Annotated in this window: 11 protein-coding genes; 2 read left to right on the forward strand and 9 right to left on the reverse strand. The window is 40.2% G+C overall.

The genetic code is table 11. The features are described from left to right. Positions 1-34 precede the first annotated feature (34 nt). The 3 genes from PRK60_RS07005 to PRK60_RS07015 all read right to left on the reverse strand — a co-directional run bounded on the left by PRK60_RS07005 (position 35) and on the right by PRK60_RS07015 (position 3,288). Entirely contained in the window at positions 35-1,246 is a 1,212-nt protein-coding gene (locus PRK60_RS07005; RefSeq protein WP_102169190.1) for a phosphoglycerate kinase, read from the reverse strand. A gap of 93 nt (positions 1,247-1,339) precedes the next feature. Further along, a complete protein-coding gene (gap, locus tag PRK60_RS07010; RefSeq protein ID WP_102169191.1) occupies positions 1,340-2,353 on the reverse strand; it encodes a type I glyceraldehyde-3-phosphate dehydrogenase in 1,014 nt (337 codons plus the stop codon). An 803-nt stretch (positions 2,354-3,156) separates the two neighbouring features. Further along, positions 3,157-3,288 (reverse strand): hypothetical protein, encoded by a 132-nt coding sequence (locus PRK60_RS07015; protein WP_255372237.1) that lies wholly within the window; start codon positions 3,286-3,288, stop codon positions 3,157-3,159. Between the two features lie 646 nt (positions 3,289-3,934). On the opposite strand from PRK60_RS07015, the gene clpP reads away from it, so the two are divergent. Then, entirely contained in the window at positions 3,935-4,528 is a 594-nt protein-coding gene (clpP, locus tag PRK60_RS07020) for an ATP-dependent Clp endopeptidase proteolytic subunit ClpP (protein WP_003717598.1), read from the forward strand. Between the two features lie 60 nt (positions 4,529-4,588). On the opposite strand, the gene whiA is transcribed toward clpP, so the two are convergent. The 5 genes from whiA to uvrB form a co-directional block, all read right to left on the reverse strand. Continuing rightward, positions 4,589-5,530, reverse strand: a complete 942-nt coding sequence (gene whiA, locus PRK60_RS07025) for a DNA-binding protein WhiA (RefSeq protein WP_102169193.1) — start codon at positions 5,528-5,530, stop codon at positions 4,589-4,591. Between the two features lie 13 nt (positions 5,531-5,543). Beyond that, positions 5,544-6,530 carry a gluconeogenesis factor YvcK family protein gene (locus PRK60_RS07030; RefSeq protein ID WP_273645856.1) on the reverse strand — a complete coding sequence of 329 codons (987 nt, stop codon included), beginning with the start codon at positions 6,528-6,530 and terminating at the stop codon, positions 5,544-5,546. 20 nt (positions 6,531-6,550) lie between these two features. Further along, positions 6,551-7,420: an RNase adapter RapZ gene (gene rapZ, locus PRK60_RS07035; protein WP_102169195.1), complete on the reverse strand. Its 870-nt coding sequence runs from the start codon at positions 7,418-7,420 to the stop codon at positions 6,551-6,553. 241 nt (positions 7,421-7,661) lie between these two features. Continuing rightward, positions 7,662-10,514, reverse strand: a complete 2,853-nt coding sequence (uvrA, locus tag PRK60_RS07040) for an excinuclease ABC subunit UvrA (RefSeq protein ID WP_273645857.1) — start codon at positions 10,512-10,514, stop codon at positions 7,662-7,664. A gap of 17 nt (positions 10,515-10,531) precedes the next feature. Then, a complete protein-coding gene (gene uvrB / locus PRK60_RS07045; RefSeq protein ID WP_102169197.1) occupies positions 10,532-12,580 on the reverse strand; it encodes an excinuclease ABC subunit UvrB in 2,049 nt (682 codons plus the stop codon). 268 nt (positions 12,581-12,848) lie between these two features. Here uvrB and PRK60_RS07050 point away from each other — a divergent pair, with 268 nt between their 5' ends. Then, a complete protein-coding gene (locus PRK60_RS07050; protein WP_273645858.1) occupies positions 12,849-15,773 on the forward strand; it encodes an LTA synthase family protein in 2,925 nt (974 codons plus the stop codon). Between the two features lie 266 nt (positions 15,774-16,039). Here the strand turns inward: PRK60_RS07050 and PRK60_RS07055 are convergent, their stop codons facing one another. Beyond that, positions 16,040-17,767, reverse strand: a complete 1,728-nt coding sequence (locus tag PRK60_RS07055; RefSeq protein WP_273645859.1) for a phospho-sugar mutase — start codon at positions 17,765-17,767, stop codon at positions 16,040-16,042.

Consider the following 17,767-nt stretch of genomic DNA (forward strand, 5'->3'; position numbering starts at 1 on the left):
TAGTCCCGTTTCAACCATTCCGCTTTATTATATATTACTTTTCAGAAATTGCAGCAATTCCTGGCAAAGTCTTACCTTCAAGGTAGGTTAATGAAGCTCCACCACCAGTAGAAATGTGGGTAAGTTGATCGGCAACTCCTAATTGCTTAACAGCGGCAGTAGAGTCACCACCACCAACAATCGTAGTTGCATCGTTCAAAGTACCAAGGAACTTACCTACTTCAAGGGTTCCCTTAGCAAAGTTAGGCTTTTCAAAGACACCCATTGGTCCATTCCAAACAACTGTCTTAGCATCTTTCAAAACATTCTTGAATTCTTCAACAGACTTAGGACCAATATCAAGAGCCATCCAGCCGTCGTCAATGTCGCCTTCAACAACCTTAGTGTTAGCATCATTGTCAAACTTGTCAGCTACAACGTTGTCAATTGGAAGGACGATCTTATCGCCAGCCTTATCAAGGATCTTCTTGGCAACATCAATCTTGTCTTTTTCAACAAGTGAGTCACCGGTCTTAATACCCTTAGCAGCGTAGAATGTGTAAGCCATTCCACCACCAATGATAATCTTGTCAGCCTTGTCAAGAAGGTTATCAATAACGCCAATCTTGTCTGATACCTTAGCACCACCAAGAATAGCAACGAATGGCCGTTGTGGATTATCAACTGCGTCACCCAAGAACTTGATTTCCTTTTCCATCAAGAAGCCGGCAGCAGCCTTTCCTGGCATGTTAGTAGCAATTCCAACATTAGATGCGTGCTTCCGGTGAGCAGTACCGAATGCATCGTTAACATAAACGTCACCCAAGGAAGCCCAGTACTTACCTAATTCAGGATCATTACCAGATTCACGCTTTACGTATTCGCCATTCTTAACATCTTCATAACGAGTGTTTTGAACAAGCAATACTTCGCCATCCTTAAGTTCGTTAATAGCATCTTCTAGTTCCTTACCTTCAGTAACTGGAACAAACTTAACGGGCTTATCAAGTAATTCAGAAAGACGTTCAGCAACAGCCTTTAAAGACTTAGCAGGCTTGTCTTCTTCTTTCTTAATTCGACCAAGGTGTGAGAACAGAATAGCCTTACCACCATGTTCGATAACGTACTTAATAGTTGGTAAAGCGGCAACGATTCGGTTATCATCTTCAACCTTAGTACCGTCATCACTAATTGGAACGTTAAAGTCAACCCGCATTAAAACTTTTTTACCGTTTAATGGTAAATCTTCAACAGTTAATTTTGCCATAAATTATGTTTCCTCCTTCTTTGTTAAGAAAAAGGGTGGTTGGAGTCTCCTCCTCCCACCTTTTTTATGTCGCTAATATTTCAGCATTCCGGATTAAAGGTTTGCAAAGTGAAGCAAAGTCCGGATCATGTTGCAAGTGAAACCATTTTCGTTGTCGTACCATGCAACAGTCTTAACTAATTGAGTACCATCTTCGCCTTCCATAATTTCGGTTTGTGATGGGTCAAATACAGAACCAAAAGTAGAACCAATAATATCAGTTGAAACGATTGGGTCATCAGTGTAACCGAATGCTGGGTTATCCTTGGCAGCTTCCTTCATAGCGTTGTTAACATCATCAACAGAAACCTTCTTGTTCATGATAGTAACAAGTTCAGTTAATGAACCATCAGGAACAGCAACACGTTGTGCGTGACCTGAAAGCTTACCATTCAATTCAGGAATAACAAGACCGATAGCCTTAGCAGCACCACTTGAGTGAGGAATAGTGTTAACAGCAGCAGCACGGTTGTTACGGAACTTCTTGCCACGTGGTTGGTCAAGAACAGCTTGGCTACCAGTGTAAGCGTGAACAGTAGTCATAGTACCAACCTTGATACCGAAGTTCTTGTTCAACCAGTATGCCATTGGTGCAAGACAACTAGTTGTGCATGAACCAGCTGAAACAATCTTGTCATCAGCCTTCAAAGTATCCAAGTTAACACCAGGAACAACAGTTGGAATGTTACCAGCAGGAGCAGAAATAAGAACACGCTTTGCGCCGGCATCCAAGTGAGCTTGTGACTTTTCTGCAGAAGTGTAGAAACCAGTACATTCAAGGACAAAGTCAACACCGTCGTTCTTTACCCAAGGAATGTTACGTGCGTCACGTTCTGCGTATACAGGGTATTCCTTACCATCAACAACGATACCCTTGTCAGTTGATGAAACTTCGCCATCAAAACGACCTTGGGTTGAGTCGTACTTAAGTAAGTAAGCCAACATTTCTGGTGAAGTCAAATCGTTGATAGCAACAACTTCAATATCATCAGTGTTGAGTTCGTGAATACGACGGAATGCCAAACGACCAATACGGCCGAAACCATTAATACCAATCTTTACAGTCATACTGCAATTTCCTCCTTTAGGAAAAACATAATTAGTGTCTTTGCTAATTCAATCACATTCATACAATACTAACCACATCTAAGCAGTATTAAGCATCTACCAGATCATGACTTAGCAATTACAACCTTACGGTATTAATAATACTCATATTTCACTAACTTGTCTATCCAATTAGCCTGAAAAGTTTTATTTTTCTTGTGAAAACGTTATCATTATTAAAAATAAAAATTTATTGTTGCAATTATAGTTAAAGTAAGATAATATAATATTTGTTGACGCGCCCTTAGTGTAATGGATCGCACGTGAGATTCCGGTTCTCGAGATCCGAGTTCGACTCTCGGGGGGCGCATTTTTTATAAGGAGACTAGCAAAATTTGTTAGTCTCCTTTTTTAGTAATATTTAATATAGAGGGAAACTGGGAATTAACCCATTTAAGAGCCTGATGGGCTAACCTAGAACGACGAATGATGATAAACTCATCAGAGTCGTTCGTAGCCGAATAGGCTTGCTCCGCTGTGTTAGACTCGAAGGCTCGGGTTACGAAATGAAGTGAGCCTATTTGGATTCTCGCGATTAGACTCAGTAGTTTCGAAAATTGCTGGTAATAGTTAAGAAGCCGAGAAAAAACGTCTTGTTTTTTCTCGGCTTCTTAACTATTGTTTAATGATTTCATCAATATTTATCGTCCTATGCTAGTCAGTCTTTCCTCTAAGAAAGTTAACTTCCGGTTGATCCCTATTATTAAATAAAGTAAATAAAAAAGTTGACTAAAATAGATTCAGTCAACCATTACGATATTAAACTACTTTTCTTCAGCTGGCTTTTCCTTAGCCCACTTACGAATAGCTTCAATCTTCTTTTCCTTTAATGCTCGCTTGTACTTAGGAGCAATTGGCCGACGACCTTGAACGCCGTATGGGTGTGCTTTACGCATAGCAAATGCCTCCTTATATATTAAACGTAAATTAATTAACGTTCCAATTATACCGGGCATGGATTTAAAAAGCAACCCTTCATAAGATGCTATCTCTTGTCAGGATTATCATAGCAGCATTTGCTAAAGTAAAAAAATTTCTTCAAATTAAACTATACCAATTTAATAATATCTTTAACAAAATTAATAAGCAAAAGAACTTACAAAGTATACCAATAGGAGGTACTATATAGTCGTAAACAAAAAAGGGCCAATTAAAAGTCCCAATATATGAAAACGAGGTAATTTATTATGACTAAAGATACATTCAAAGCATTCATTAAATTTAACAACACCGACTGGACAACCCTTGATAAAGAATCAGCTGCTACTGAACTCAGTTTGATTGCTAAGGATCTTCACTAAATTAAATTAATACCAACTATGCTATACGGCTCATTATTTCCTCTCCCCCTATCATTAATGATGCTTAGCCGTATAAACACCACGAATTGACCATAATAAAATAATGAGACCGTTAAACTCCCAGTCTCATTTTATTTTTCACGACAAATCATTTGACCTTTTTTGACCAAACGAGTATAGTATTCACATAAGTTAGCAATTAATGCTAACAAGTGCTAAAAATAAGGGAGGCTAATCGACTATGAATTTAGTTCCTACTGTTATTGAGCAATCATCTCGTGGTGAACGTGCTTATGACATTTATTCACGGCTTCTAAAGGATCGGATCATCATGCTATCTGGTCCAATTGAAGACGATATGGCTAATTCAATCGTTGCGCAACTTCTTTTCCTAGATGCGCAAGATTCAACAAAAGATATTTACCTTTACATCAACTCTCCAGGTGGTGTGGTTACATCTGGAATGGCAATTTACGATACCATGAACTTCATCAAGTCTGATGTTCAAACTATTGTTATCGGAATGGCCGCTTCCATGGCTAGCGTCTTAGTATCTTCGGGTGCTAAGGGTAAGCGGTTTGGTTTACCACATTCACAAGTCTTGATTCACCAACCATCTGGTGGTGCCCAAGGCCAACAAACCGAAATTGAAATTGCTGCTACTGAAATTCTGAAGACACGAAAGATGATTAACGAAATTCTGGCCAAGAATTCAGGGCAGCCAATCGAAAAGATTAATCGTGATACCGAACGTGATCACTACTTAACTGCTCAAGAAGCTGTTGATTATGGTTTGCTTGATGGAATTATGGAAAACAATTCTAAGTTAAAGTAACTAATGATCAAAAATAAGCTGAAGGAAAATTTCCTTCAGCTTATTTTCGTTTAAACTTTCTTATTTAGTCAATGCTCTGGTTCGCAGCTCATCCGCATACGCGTTTAGCTTTCGCAAGCGATGATTGACACCAGACTTCGAAATTGGACCACCAGGAACTAATTCTCCTAATTCTTTTAAACTGACTTCCTGGTGAGCAAGCCGCGTTTCAGCAATCTCGCGTAACTTATCTGGCAAGCTTTCTAAGCCGACACTTGCTTCAATGAGCTTAATATTTTCGATCTGTTTAGTTGAGGCATTAGCGATCTTATTCATATTTGCATTCTCACAGTTAACGAGACGATTAACCGAATTACGCATATCGCGAACAATTCGAATGTTTTCAAATTGCAGCATCGAATTAGTTGCGCCAATTAGCGACATAAAGTTAGCAATTTTCTCAGCTTCTTTAAGATAAACAATGTACCCGCTTCGTCGAGCAGTTGTTTGCGCATTTAAGCCAAACTTATTCATCATTCGAGCAATCATCTCATTATGTTCTTCATAGAGAGAATAAATTTCTAAATGATATCGAGAAGTTTCGGGATTATTTACAGAACCACCAGCTAAAAATGCACCACGTAAATATGAACGAACCATCCATTCATCCTTTAACAGCTCAACAGGAACCTGTTCCTTGATTTGCATCCCTTGTAAGATTTGTAAATCATCCAAAACACGTTCTGCAGAATAACGCAAACGAACAATATACTGATTATTTTTCTTTAGTTTCATCTTCCGCCGAACAACAATTTCACTTTCAACGTGATAGAAGTCTTTTAGCAATGAATAAATTCGTCGAGCAATGGCAGGATTTTCAGTTTGAATATTCAATACTAGGTGATGATTACTAATTCCGATTGAGCCATTCATCCTGATTAAAGCCATTAGTTCCGCTTTAGCATTATCACGATGAACCTTAATTGCCGTTAACTCTTTTTTTACTTCGCTAGCATAGGACAATGCTAGTCACCCCCTAATCATGAACTTCATGGAGGCGATTCATTAACTCATTAACAACCTTATCACGGTCATGAAATGCTCCATTATCCTTTAGCTGTAAGAAGTTGGAACTAATAACTCGGCATCCCTGCTTCCGGAGCCCCTGAAAATCATGTCCCACAGGCTGGGAAATTTCGTTCCATTCCTTAAAGTCAATATAATTATCGGGAACTGGCTGAATATTAACCAATACGGTATCAATAAAGTCTTTCCCAAGGTGACGGTTAAGTACCCGAACATGATCGGCATCAGTAAAGTGATCGGTTTCTCCCTTTTGCGTCATAATATTACAAATATAGACTACTTCTGCCCTACTTCTGCATACAGCCTGGGCAACATTGCGAATCATCAAATTTGGCAGAATACTTGTAAACAGACTACCCGGTCCCAAAACAATTTGATCTGCATTTTCAATTGCCTTAATAACCTCAGGAACCGCTTTTGCTTTATGACCGTCATCATCATTTGATGGCGTTACCCAGACACGTTTAATCTGCTTATGGGCCTTAGTAATTTCTGACTCACCACTAATTGTCGAGCCATCCATAAATTCAGCATTCAATGTTAATGGTTCATCAGAAACAGGGAAAACGTGTCCCCGAATCTCCATCATCTCTGAAAGTTCCTGAACTGCATCAAAAATGTCACCCTGCATTTCTGAAAGTGCGGAAATAATAAGGTTGCCAATGGCATGGCCTGCTAAAAATTGGTCAGTCGTTTTGAAACGGTACTGGAAGATTTCTTTCTGTAATTTTGGTAATTCAGAGAGAGCAACCAGAACATTTCGAATATCACCAGGCGGGACCACATTAATATAATCTCGTAGGATTCCCGATGAACCACCATCATCCGCAACGGTAACTACCGCTGTAATATCAGCATTTTGATCGCGTAACCCACGAAGGATAACTGGAAGACCAGTTCCACCCCCGATCACAACGATCTTTGGCTTATGAAACATATAATCCTTCCTCTACTTCTTTATTTTGCCTTATCGACGTCCCGATGGTGAATATTAACTTGATAACCATCAGCTTTTAAATCAGTTGCAATCTTATTTGCAATAGTAACGGAACGGTGTTGCCCTCCAGTACAGCCAATTGCAATCGTTAGACTACTTTTCCCTTCATGAATATAGCCTGGCATTGCCGTTTCTAATAATGACCTTAAATGAGCATAAAATTCCTTTGCTAACGGGCTTTTCATCACGTATTCCTGGACGGCAGCATCATTACCTGTCAAATGTTTAAGCTCTGGAACGTAAAAGGGGTTAGGGAGAAAACGAACGTCAAGCACAATGTCAGCATCTAACGGCAATCCATACTTAAAGCCAAACGACATTACTTCAATATAGAAATTGCTTCCCTCACCATGACCAAAGATTTTATTGAGTCTTAGTTTAAGGTTTCGTGGCGTCAAAGAAGTAGTATCAATCCGAATGTCTGCCTCACTTTTAAGATTATTCAGTAGTTTTCGCTCAGCCGTCACTCCGTCCAATAACCGACCATGAGGTGATAGTGGGTGTGAACGACGTGTTTCCTTATAACGAGAAATCAATTTATCATCGGCGGCATCGAGGAAAAGTAAACTAACCTCAAGATCTTCACGTCTTTTCAATTGTCGAATACTTGGCAGCACTTGATCATAGAATCTCTGGGAACGAGAATCCATTACCATAGCTACCTTATTAAACTGACTCGCTTTTTCCATCACATCGACAAATTTTTCTGCCAAGTTAGGAAGCATATTATCGAACACGAAGTAGCCTAAGTCTTCAAGACTATGAACAGCAACGGTTTTCCCGGCACCGCTCATTCCGGTAATAATTACCACTCGCATCTTCTCTACCATGTTCTCCCCCTCTTTTCTACACTTATACCTAATCATTGTATCACAACAATCCGGGCGTGTCTTTTAATAACTAAAACTAAAGCAGGTCTTATTATTTTTCAGGAAATGCTAGTTAATACTTAAAAGACACAGAAAAAGCTTCAAAGCTCGCCAATCTCGAACTCTGAAGCCTTCTTGAACCATTTTCCAAGGAATCGCTATGCGTTAGTAATGGATCCCTTCCCTAGGTTATTTAGAAACTTTAATGTTGCTTTTTCTCTTCAAGTGCCTTATCCCGTTCTAGCATCTTCTTCAGATATTGTCCGGTATAACTTTCCTTAACCTTTGCAACCTCTTCAGGAGTTCCAGTAGCAACAATATAACCACCCGCTTCTCCTCCCTCGGGGCCAAGATCAATTAGCCAATCAGCTGATTTGACAACATCAAGATCATGTTCAATTACCAGGACGGTGTTTCCAGTATCAACTAATCGCTGTAAAACCGCCAGCAAGCGTTTAATATCATCCATGTGTAGTCCAGTGGTAGGTTCATCAAGAATATAAAAGCTTTTACCTCGTGATTGACGATGGAGTTCGGCAGCAAGTTTCATTCTCTGGGCTTCACCACCTGAAAGTGTAGTAGCTGGTTGACCTAGAGTTACGTAACCTAAACCAACATCTTCAATTGTTTGCAGTTTTCGCTTAATTTTTGGAATTGCACTAAAGAATTTCAAGGCTTCAGAAACGGTCATGTTCAGAACCTGTGAAATATTCTTTCCCTTATATTCAACTTCAAGGGTTTCTGAATTATAACGTGTTCCATGACAGACTTCACACGGAACGTAAACATCTGGTAAGAAGTTCATCTCGATCTTAATAATTCCGTCACCATGGCAAGCTTCACAACGACCACCCTTTACGTTAAAACTAAAACGTCCCTTATTATAGCCGCGCATCTTTGCCTGATTTGTTTGAGCAAAAAGCTCGCGAATATCATCAAAGACACCAGTATATGTAGCAGGATTACTCCGTGGTGTTCGCCCAATTGGCGATTGATCAATATCAATTACCTTCTCGATATTTTTAATTCCACTAATTGATTTATACTTGCCTGGCTTAGCAGAATTATTGTTCAACTTCTGTGCCAGGATTCGTTTCAAAATCACATTAACTAAAGTTGATTTCCCAGAACCAGAAACACCAGTTACGCAGATAAACTTACCAAGAGGAAAATCAACATTAATGTTCTTTAAGTTATTTTCAGCAGCGCCCTTAAGAATAATGTGTTTTCCATTACCCTCCCGGCGTTCTTTAGGAACCTCAATCATCTTTTTACCAGAAAGATACTGGCCTGTTAGTGATTTTCTGGAACGCATAATTTGTTTTGGTGTCCCAGCAGCCATTACCTTTCCACCATTAGCTCCTGCTCCCGGACCGATATCCACAATATAGTCTGCAGCCCGCATGGTATCTTCATCGTGTTCAACCACAATCAAGGTATTCCCAAGATCACGCATCGCTTTAAGGGAAGAAATTAGTCGATCATTATCCCGCTGGTGTAAGCCAATTGATGGTTCATCAAGGACGTACATAACCCCAGAAAGATTTGAGCCAATTTGTGTTGCCAAACGGATTCGTTGAGCTTCACCACCGGAGAGCGTTCGTGCAGAGCGACTTAATGTTAAGTATTCAACACCAACATTTTTCATAAATGTCAGCCGATCTAAAATCTCTTTCAAAATTGGCCGGGCAATTTTTTCTTGTTGTTCAGAGAATTGAACACCTTCAAAGAACGTAATAGCCTTACTAATTGGCAATTCAGAAACTTCACCAATATTTTGACCGTTAATTTTAACTGCTAACGCCCGTTGGTTAAGCCGGTAACCGTGACAAGCCGGACAAGGCAGTTCTGTCATGTACTTTCGCATTTGTTCTCGAGTAAAGTCAGAATTGGTTTCCTTGTACCGACGCTTAATATTATTAATAACTCCCTCAAACGGCACATCAACATCCCGGACTCCACCAAAGTCATTTTCGTAGTGGAAATGGAATGTCTGATCGCCGTTACCATACAGGACCTGCTGCTGTTGCTTTTTGGAAAGTTTATTAAATGGCGTATCCATGTTAATTCCAGCAGCTTCACAGAATTGTTCCAGTAACTGTGGATAGTATTGTGAAGAAATCGGGTTCCACGGAATCATTGCTCCCTCCCGAAGCGTTTTAGTTCGATCAGGAACCACTAGATCCACGTCAACTTCTAGCTTTGAACCCAAGCCCTCACATTCAGGACAAGCACCAATTGGAGCATTGAAAGAAAACAGTCGCGGTTCAAGCTCACCTACAGTAAATCCACAAATTGGGCAAGCATACTTTTCGGAAAATGGAATTGGTTCCCCACCGATCACATCTGCAATCGCGTAACCGTCACTTAACCTCAAAGCAGCTTCAAATGAATCAAACAAGCGAGAGCGAATCCCATCCTTGATAATAATCCGGTCAATGACAACATTAACCGTATGCTTCTTATTCTTATCAAGTTCTGGGACTTCATCTAGTTCATAGGTTTCACCATCTACTTGAACCCGCACAAATCCTTCCTTTTTGATCTTTTCAAAGATCTTCTTTTGGGTTCCACGCTTATCACGAACAACTGGAGAAAGAATTTGAAGTCGAGTTCGCTCAGGGAGTTCCAGTACCCGGTCAACCATCTGGTCAGGTGATTGACTGCTAATTGGAGTGTGATCGTTGGGACAAATTGGAGTTCCTACCCGTGCCCACAACAATCGCAGAAAGTCGTTAATCTCCGTGACAGTCCCTACCGTGGAACGGGGGTTATGAGATGTAGTCTTCTGGTCAATCGATATTGCGGGTGAAAGGCCATCAATTGAATCAACATCCGGTTTATCCATTTGACCTAAGAATTGACGAGCATAGGCAGATAAACTTTCCACATAGCGGCGTTGTCCCTCTGCATATAAGGTATCAAATGCTAGCGAACTCTTTCCCGAGCCGGATAGGCCAGTAATTACAACTAACTTATTCTTGGGGATTTTTACATCAATATTCTTTAAGTTATGGGCACGTGCGCCATGAATAATAATCTTATCGTTTGCCACGAATAATTCACTCCCCCTTATTTTTTACTCTGCTTTATCCTTTTAGTTTTCTTTCCTGTCATCTGTGCTTTTAATTCCATTATCGTATCACGAAGCGTTGCAGCCTGCTCAAAGTCTAACCGCTTAGCTGCCGTCCGCATTTGTTCAGTTAATTCTTCAACCATCTTTGTTTGATCATCACGGTTTAGCTTAGCAAAGTCCTTAGTAGTAAATTCTGTACTGTCAGCTTCTTTTCCGCTATCCTCAGTCTTCGTAGTTGAGGAAATAGCCTCTTGAATTGGCTTAATGATAGTCTTAGGATTGATCCCATGCTTCTTGTTGTAAGCCATTTGAATTTCCCGTCGCCGCTTTGTTTCGTCGATTGCTTTTTGCATTGAATCAGTAACTGTATCAGCATACATAATTACGGAACCATTTGCATTCCGCGCTGCTCGACCAATTGTCTGAATTAAGGAACGCTCATTCCGTAAAAAGCCTTCCTTATCCGCATCAAGAATCGCGACTAAAGATACTTCTGGAACGTCCAGCCCTTCCCGAAGAAGGTTAATTCCTACAAGAACATCGAACTTCCCTAAACGAAGATCACGAATGATTTGTGTCCGCTCTAGTGTTTTGATATCGCTATGAAGATATTTAACCTTCAGTCCAAGATCTTTAAGGTAGTCAGTAAGATCCTCTGACATTTTCTTAGTCAATGTTGTGACAAAGACTCGTTCATGTTTCTCAATCCGCTTATTAATCTCACCAACCAGATCATCAATTTGTCCCATTACCGGTCGAACCTCAATTGTTGGATCCAGCAAACCAGTTGGTCGAATAATTTGCTGAACAACGTGATCTGTTTGTGCCATTTCATATGGACCTGGGGTGGCTGACATATAAACGACTTGATTAACGTGTTTTTCAAATTCTGCTAGTTTTAATGGTCGGTTATCAAGCGCACTCGGTAATCGAAAGCCATAGTCAATCAGCATCTGCTTCCGAGCACGGTCACCATTGTACATCCCCCGAACTTGGGGCATCGTTTGGTGCGATTCATCAACTACTAGTAAGAAGTCTTTAGGGAAGAAATCCAGTAAGGTATATGGTGGCTCTCCAGGTTTGCGTCCATCCATATACCGTGAGTAATTTTCAATTCCGTTGCAATACCCCATTTCACGGAGCATTTCGATGTCATAAGTTGTCCGTTGCTGAATCCGTTCTGCCTCAAGGAGTTTTCCTTCATCAGTAAACTTTTTGACCTGTTTTTTCATATCGCTTTCGATCTGCGGAAGTGCCCGGTCCATAATCTCTTCACTTGTTAAGAAGTGCGTTGCCGGGAAGATCGAAATATGTTCCCGATCACCAATTACTTCGCCAGTAAGGGCATCAACTTCACGGATCCGGTCAATTTCATCACCAAAAAATTCAATTCGCAATGCCTTATCTTCACGTGATGCGGGGAAGACTTCAACAACGTCCCCGTGAACTCTGAATCGGCCCCGTTGAAAGTCAATATCGTTCCGTTCAAACTGAATATTAACCAATTCACGGAGTAATCGATCCCGTTCAATTTCTTGGCCAACTCGTAGTGAGACTACGTGATTATGGTACTCACTTGGATCACCAAGACCAAAAATACTAGAAACAGAGGCCACAACAATAACATCGTCTCGTTCCATTAATGAACTAGTTGCTGAATGGCGTAATTCATCAATCTCATCGTTAATTGATGCGTCCTTTTCAATGTATGTATCGCTAGAAGGAACATATGCTTCTGGCTGATAGTAATCGTAATAGGAAACAAAATATTCAACCGCATTATGTGGGAAGAATTTTTTCATTTCACTATATAATTGTCCAGCTAGCGTTTTGTTATGAGATAGAATTAATGTTGGTTTATTAACTTTTGCAATAACATTTGAAATCGTAAAAGTTTTCCCCGTTCCGGTGGCCCCTAACAGGATCTGGGCCTTTTCTCCCTTTTTGATTCCAGTAGTTAATTCCTTAATTGCTTCTGGCTGATCCCCAGTCGGCTTATAGTCTGAAACTAACTCAAAATTTTTATGAGGTTGACGATATATCACGATTAATCCTCCTCAGCACTCGAAAATGGAAGGCAACAACTCGTTCTTCATTACCTTCCGTCTTTATGATCATAAATTACCTTCTTTAGTTTATCATCAGAACATGCATTCGTCTATCAATATAAAATTTCTAAATTGTCCTACTATAAAACGATCAATATCCGTAAATTAACTTTACCTTAATCATTGTTCTCTACTATTGAATCACGACTTTGCTTGCACATATAATAGTAATGTTTAAATTTCATAAAAGGAAAGTTGGAGATCAATGTTTAGTAGTTTAAAGCAAAAGTGGGGACAGCAATTGGGGACGTTGTTTGTTGTCTTAACAATTATTTGCTTTTTAGGAACCGCAAGTCAGTTTCTCACCCACCTCCAAGAAGCAACCTGGCCCTTTATTCTTTGGTGGATTCTAAAAACGTTTGTTAGCACAGTTGTCTTATGGGTACCAATCGCCATTGGTGCTAATCAACAGCAAAAGCAATTTAACCGTCAGGCAGTTGTCCTTGCTCTCTGGATTATCGGAATTATTACCTTCACCTGGGCAAAGTTTACTACCCAACCAGTAACCACAACCGACCAGCCATCTCCCGAACTCTACGTTGTTCAACAAGTATTTATCACTTGGCTTGTCTGCAGTGGGCTATACCTTTTTGCTCACCCATTACAAAAACTGTGTCATCATTGGTCAACAATTACGCGTCGTCACTGGTTGATTAGTTTTTCATTCATTTTCTTTCTTATCAACCTGATCAGCGGTTATGATGCATTTGGATTTCATCGTGGAACAAGCCTAATCTGGTTCAGCTATCTTTTTGCCCTTGGCGACTGGTTAGCAAATGATCAACAGTGGCTGAAGAAGTGGTCAAACAACCGCTATGCCGGATTAACAATGATTAGCTTACTGGTTTCCTCACTAATTACCTGGCTCAATATGAACCATGTTGATTATAGTCCGCATAGTGATCTTACTCCCAATACGCACTATTTATTAGGAATTAACTCATACCAACCATTTCTTCTCCTCACTTGTTTACTGATGACTGCATGGTTCTTACGAGCAAGTAATAAGAGTCCGAAAGACTACCTTTTACCGATCACCGGGATCCTGCTTCTTAACCTGCTCGGGTTGCCAATGATCTTTACTCCCTGGCTCTTACCACATGTCAATTGGCAGCTTTCACTTCTAATCGGTATTATAATCGCTGTCGTTTTTGCTGGAATTTTAACACTAATTAATTTCCTGGGAAATAAAATAACCTGGCAGTTAAATTATCGTAGCCTTCTTAACCGTCTTAAACAAATTTGCCAAAACTTCTGGCCGATCCTCTTAACCTTTCTCATTCTCTGGCTGATCACTCTCGGTTCATTCGCTATCCTTTGGGATGGTAAATTTACGATGGTTCAGTGGATGTTAACTGAACGACCAAAGATCATTACAGTAAACGTTCTTATTATTTTTGCAATTGCTTTGATCTTAATGGCAATTACTAATCGTTGGTGGTTAAGTTCAGGAATAACAATTCTTTTCTACCTATGCTGGTTAGGCGCTTCGATCCTCAAAATTGCGGCCAGAAATGAACCAATTATCCCTACCGATATTTCAACACTAACCGCCCCTAGTGAAATGCTGGGAATGGTTAATAAGTGGGTGATTGTTTTTACTTTAATTGGCACCATCGTTATTATTACGGTTTGCTGGCAACTAGAAAAACGTGTCGGTAAGTCATGCCGGTTTAACCCATTTGTCCGGATTGCAATTGCGTTTCTTTCCTGTGCCTATCTTTTTAGCTTTAGCTTTGCAAATCATAGTAATTCGATCGTCTATAAACAGTTGCAAAATATCAACGATACTCCATACTTCTACTCCCAATTACGGGGTGCTAAAATGAACGGTACTCTTCTCCAATTTGCCAACAATATTGACGTTCACGTAATGAATAAGCCTAAAGGGTATTCAGCTTCTACAATGAAAGACTTAGCTAACCGTTACTCTAAGTTGGGAGCAAAAATTAATCAAAATCGTACCCATAATAGCGTTGGGAACCAAAATCTGGTGTTTGTCCTTAGTGAAAGCTACTCTGATCCATCCCGTGTCCCAGGAATGAAAGTCAGCGGTAACCCAATTGCCTACCTTCATCAGTTAAAGAAGCATTCAACTAGTGGATTAATGCTTAGTTCTGGGTATGGTGGCGGAACAGCTAATATGGAATACCAGGCCCTAACTGGTCTTTCGATTGCAAACTTCTCGCCAACATTACCAACACCGTATTCACAACTAGTCCCTTACCAAAAGCGGACTTTTACCATTAACAACCTGTTTAATTACAGTATTGGAATCCACCCGTTTTCCGCAAACCTTTATAGTAGAAAAACGGTTTACAAAAAGTTTGGCTTTAATAAGTTTTATCACTTCGATGGTGGCAACAAAATTACCTATACTCAAAAAATTCAGCACAGTCCCCGTGTTAGTGACGATTCTGCCTACAAAGAAGTAACATTAAACCTTAAACGTCAACCCCACGGTAAGTTTGTTCAATTAGCGACGATGCAAAACCACATGCCATATGAACCAACCTACTACGCCAAAAATAATTACCATGTTTCCGGAAAAGGATTTAAAACTCCTGACCAAAAAGCGCAAATTGAAACCTACATTCAAGGAATTCATTATACTGATCAAGCATTAAAAAAGTGGATTACTGAGCTGGATAAGCTTAATCAGCCGACCACTGTCGTTTGGTATGGTGATCACCTCCCCGGAATTTATCATGGCCTGCCGATGGGGAAATATGGTACTCAGCTCCATGAAACTGATTACTTTATTTATAGTAATGCTGCCGCACGAAAGACTAACCAAAATCGCCTTACCTGGCAGCATCGGCTTGTTGGGCCAAATAATTTTGCCGCAATGGCACTTGCTCAAATGGATGTTAAAGTTTCACCCTACTACGCTCTGCTAACGAAAGTTGCCGAAGATATTCCGGCAACATCATTACCGACTAACGGAACCGCAAAAAACAATTCGGCTCATCAAGGAGGAACCGATTTTGTTAACGCTCGCGGAGAACACGTTAAGCTTACTTCAAAGCAAAAGAAACTCTTTCACGACTATCAACTAGTTCAGTATGACCTTACTGCTGGTCACCATTACCTACTAAAAGATTCATTCTTAAAACAAATTGCAAAATAAAAAAGAAGCTGGAAATTAACCCATTTAAGAGCCTGGTTGGCTAACCTAGAACGACGAATGATGATGAATTCATCAGAGTCGTTCGTAGCCAAATAGGCTTGCTTCGCTGCGTTAGACTCGAGCTCGGGTTACGAAACAAAGTGAGCCTATTGGATTTCCGCGATTAGACTCAGTAAGTTCGGAGATCACTAAATATAGATAGAGGGTGAGAAAAACATTTAGTTTTTTCTCACCCTCTATCTATTTAATATTCTACACCGCTAAAGCTATTCTTCTGCAAATTCCTTCAATGCCTTTTCAAAAGCAGCTAGCTTAGAATTAGCTTCGTCAAGTGATGGTGCACTAGTACCAATATAGAACTTTAATTTTGGTTCAGTACCGGATGGTCGGATAGCAATCCAAGTCTCGTCATCAAGAACGTAACGAAGGACATTTGATTCAGGAATTCCAAGTTCACTAACCTGACCATCAGCAGTTGTCTTTGTTCCCTTAGAGAAGTCTTCAGTTACCATTACCTTGTGTCCAGCAAAGTCAGTTGGTGCCTCTTCACGGAACTTCTTCATTAATCCTTGAATCTTAGCTGGACCATCAACACCTGGATACATGTTAGCAACGGTCTTTTCACGGAAGTAACCATACTTCTTGAATAATTCTTGAAGGCCATCATACAATGTCATCTTCCGACTTCTGTAATAAGCGGCCACTTCAGCCAGTAAGGTTAATGATTGAATAGCATCCTTATCACGGACAAATGGCTTAATAAGGTAACCGTAACTTTCTTCAAAGCCAAACATGAACGTGTGGTCAGCCTTACCAGTTTCATATTGGTGAATTTGGTCCGCAATCCACTTAAAACCAGTTAGAACATTAATCATTTCAACACCGTAACTTTCGGCAATCTTAGCAGCAAAGTTAGTTGAAACAATTGACTTTACAGCAGCAGCATTCTTTGGTAAGGTTCCTGCTTGTTTACGAGCTTCAAGAATGTAAGCCAACATGATTGAGGCAATTTGGTTACCAGTCAGCAATTGGTATTCACCATTTGGTTGACGAACTGCACAGCCAAGTCGATCCGCGTCAGGATCTGTAGCAATCAAAACATCTGCATCAATTTCTTTTCCTAACTTAATGGAACGAACAAATGCCTCTGGAAATTCTGGGTTAGGGTGTTCCAGGCCAGGGAAATCACCGTTTGGTTGTGCTTCAGTTGGTTCGATTGTAAAGTTAGTGAAACCAGCTTGACGTAATGCCCGTTCACCAAGCATCCGACCAGTACCACATAATGGAGTAAAGACAAACTTCATGTCCTTGCCATATTCTTTTGCCAAATCCGGATTAACGGTAACGCTCTTTGCATTAGCCAAGTATGCAGCATCCACATCTTCACCAATAATTGTTTCCGTCCCGTTATCTAACAATTCTTGTTCATCAGCTAATTTGATGTCAAAGATATCGGTAATCTTCCGGATATAACCAGTCATCATGTCTGATTCCTTTGGTGGCATTTGACCACCATCTTCGCCATAAATTTTATAACCATTGTATTCTTTAGGGTTGTGACTAGCTGTAATCATAATCCCAGCATATGTGTGTAGGTGACGAACCGCAAATGACAATTCTGGTGTTGGCCGTAAATTATCGTAAATGTAAACCTTAATTCCGTGAGCACCTAATACTCGTGCTGAATCGTGAGCAAATTGGCGTGAATTATGACGAGAATCATAACTAATTGCAACCCCACGATTTTTAATTTCATCCCCTAGAGAATCCATTAACGTTGCCAAACCTTCAGTTGCTTGACGAACAGTGTAAATATTCATCCGGTTAATTCCAGGACCCATTAGTCCCCGCATCCCGGCAGTACCGAAAGACATTGGTGCGTAAAATGCATCTTCAATTTCCTTATCATCATGCATTGCAGCTAATTCTTTCTTTAATTTTGGTTCAAGATCAGTCCGGTCTTTCCAAACTTGGTAAGTATCTTTCCAGCTCAT

The sequence above is a fragment of the Limosilactobacillus portuensis genome (genome assembly GCF_028607025.1).
GTDB lineage: Bacteria > Bacillota > Bacilli > Lactobacillales > Lactobacillaceae > Limosilactobacillus > Limosilactobacillus portuensis.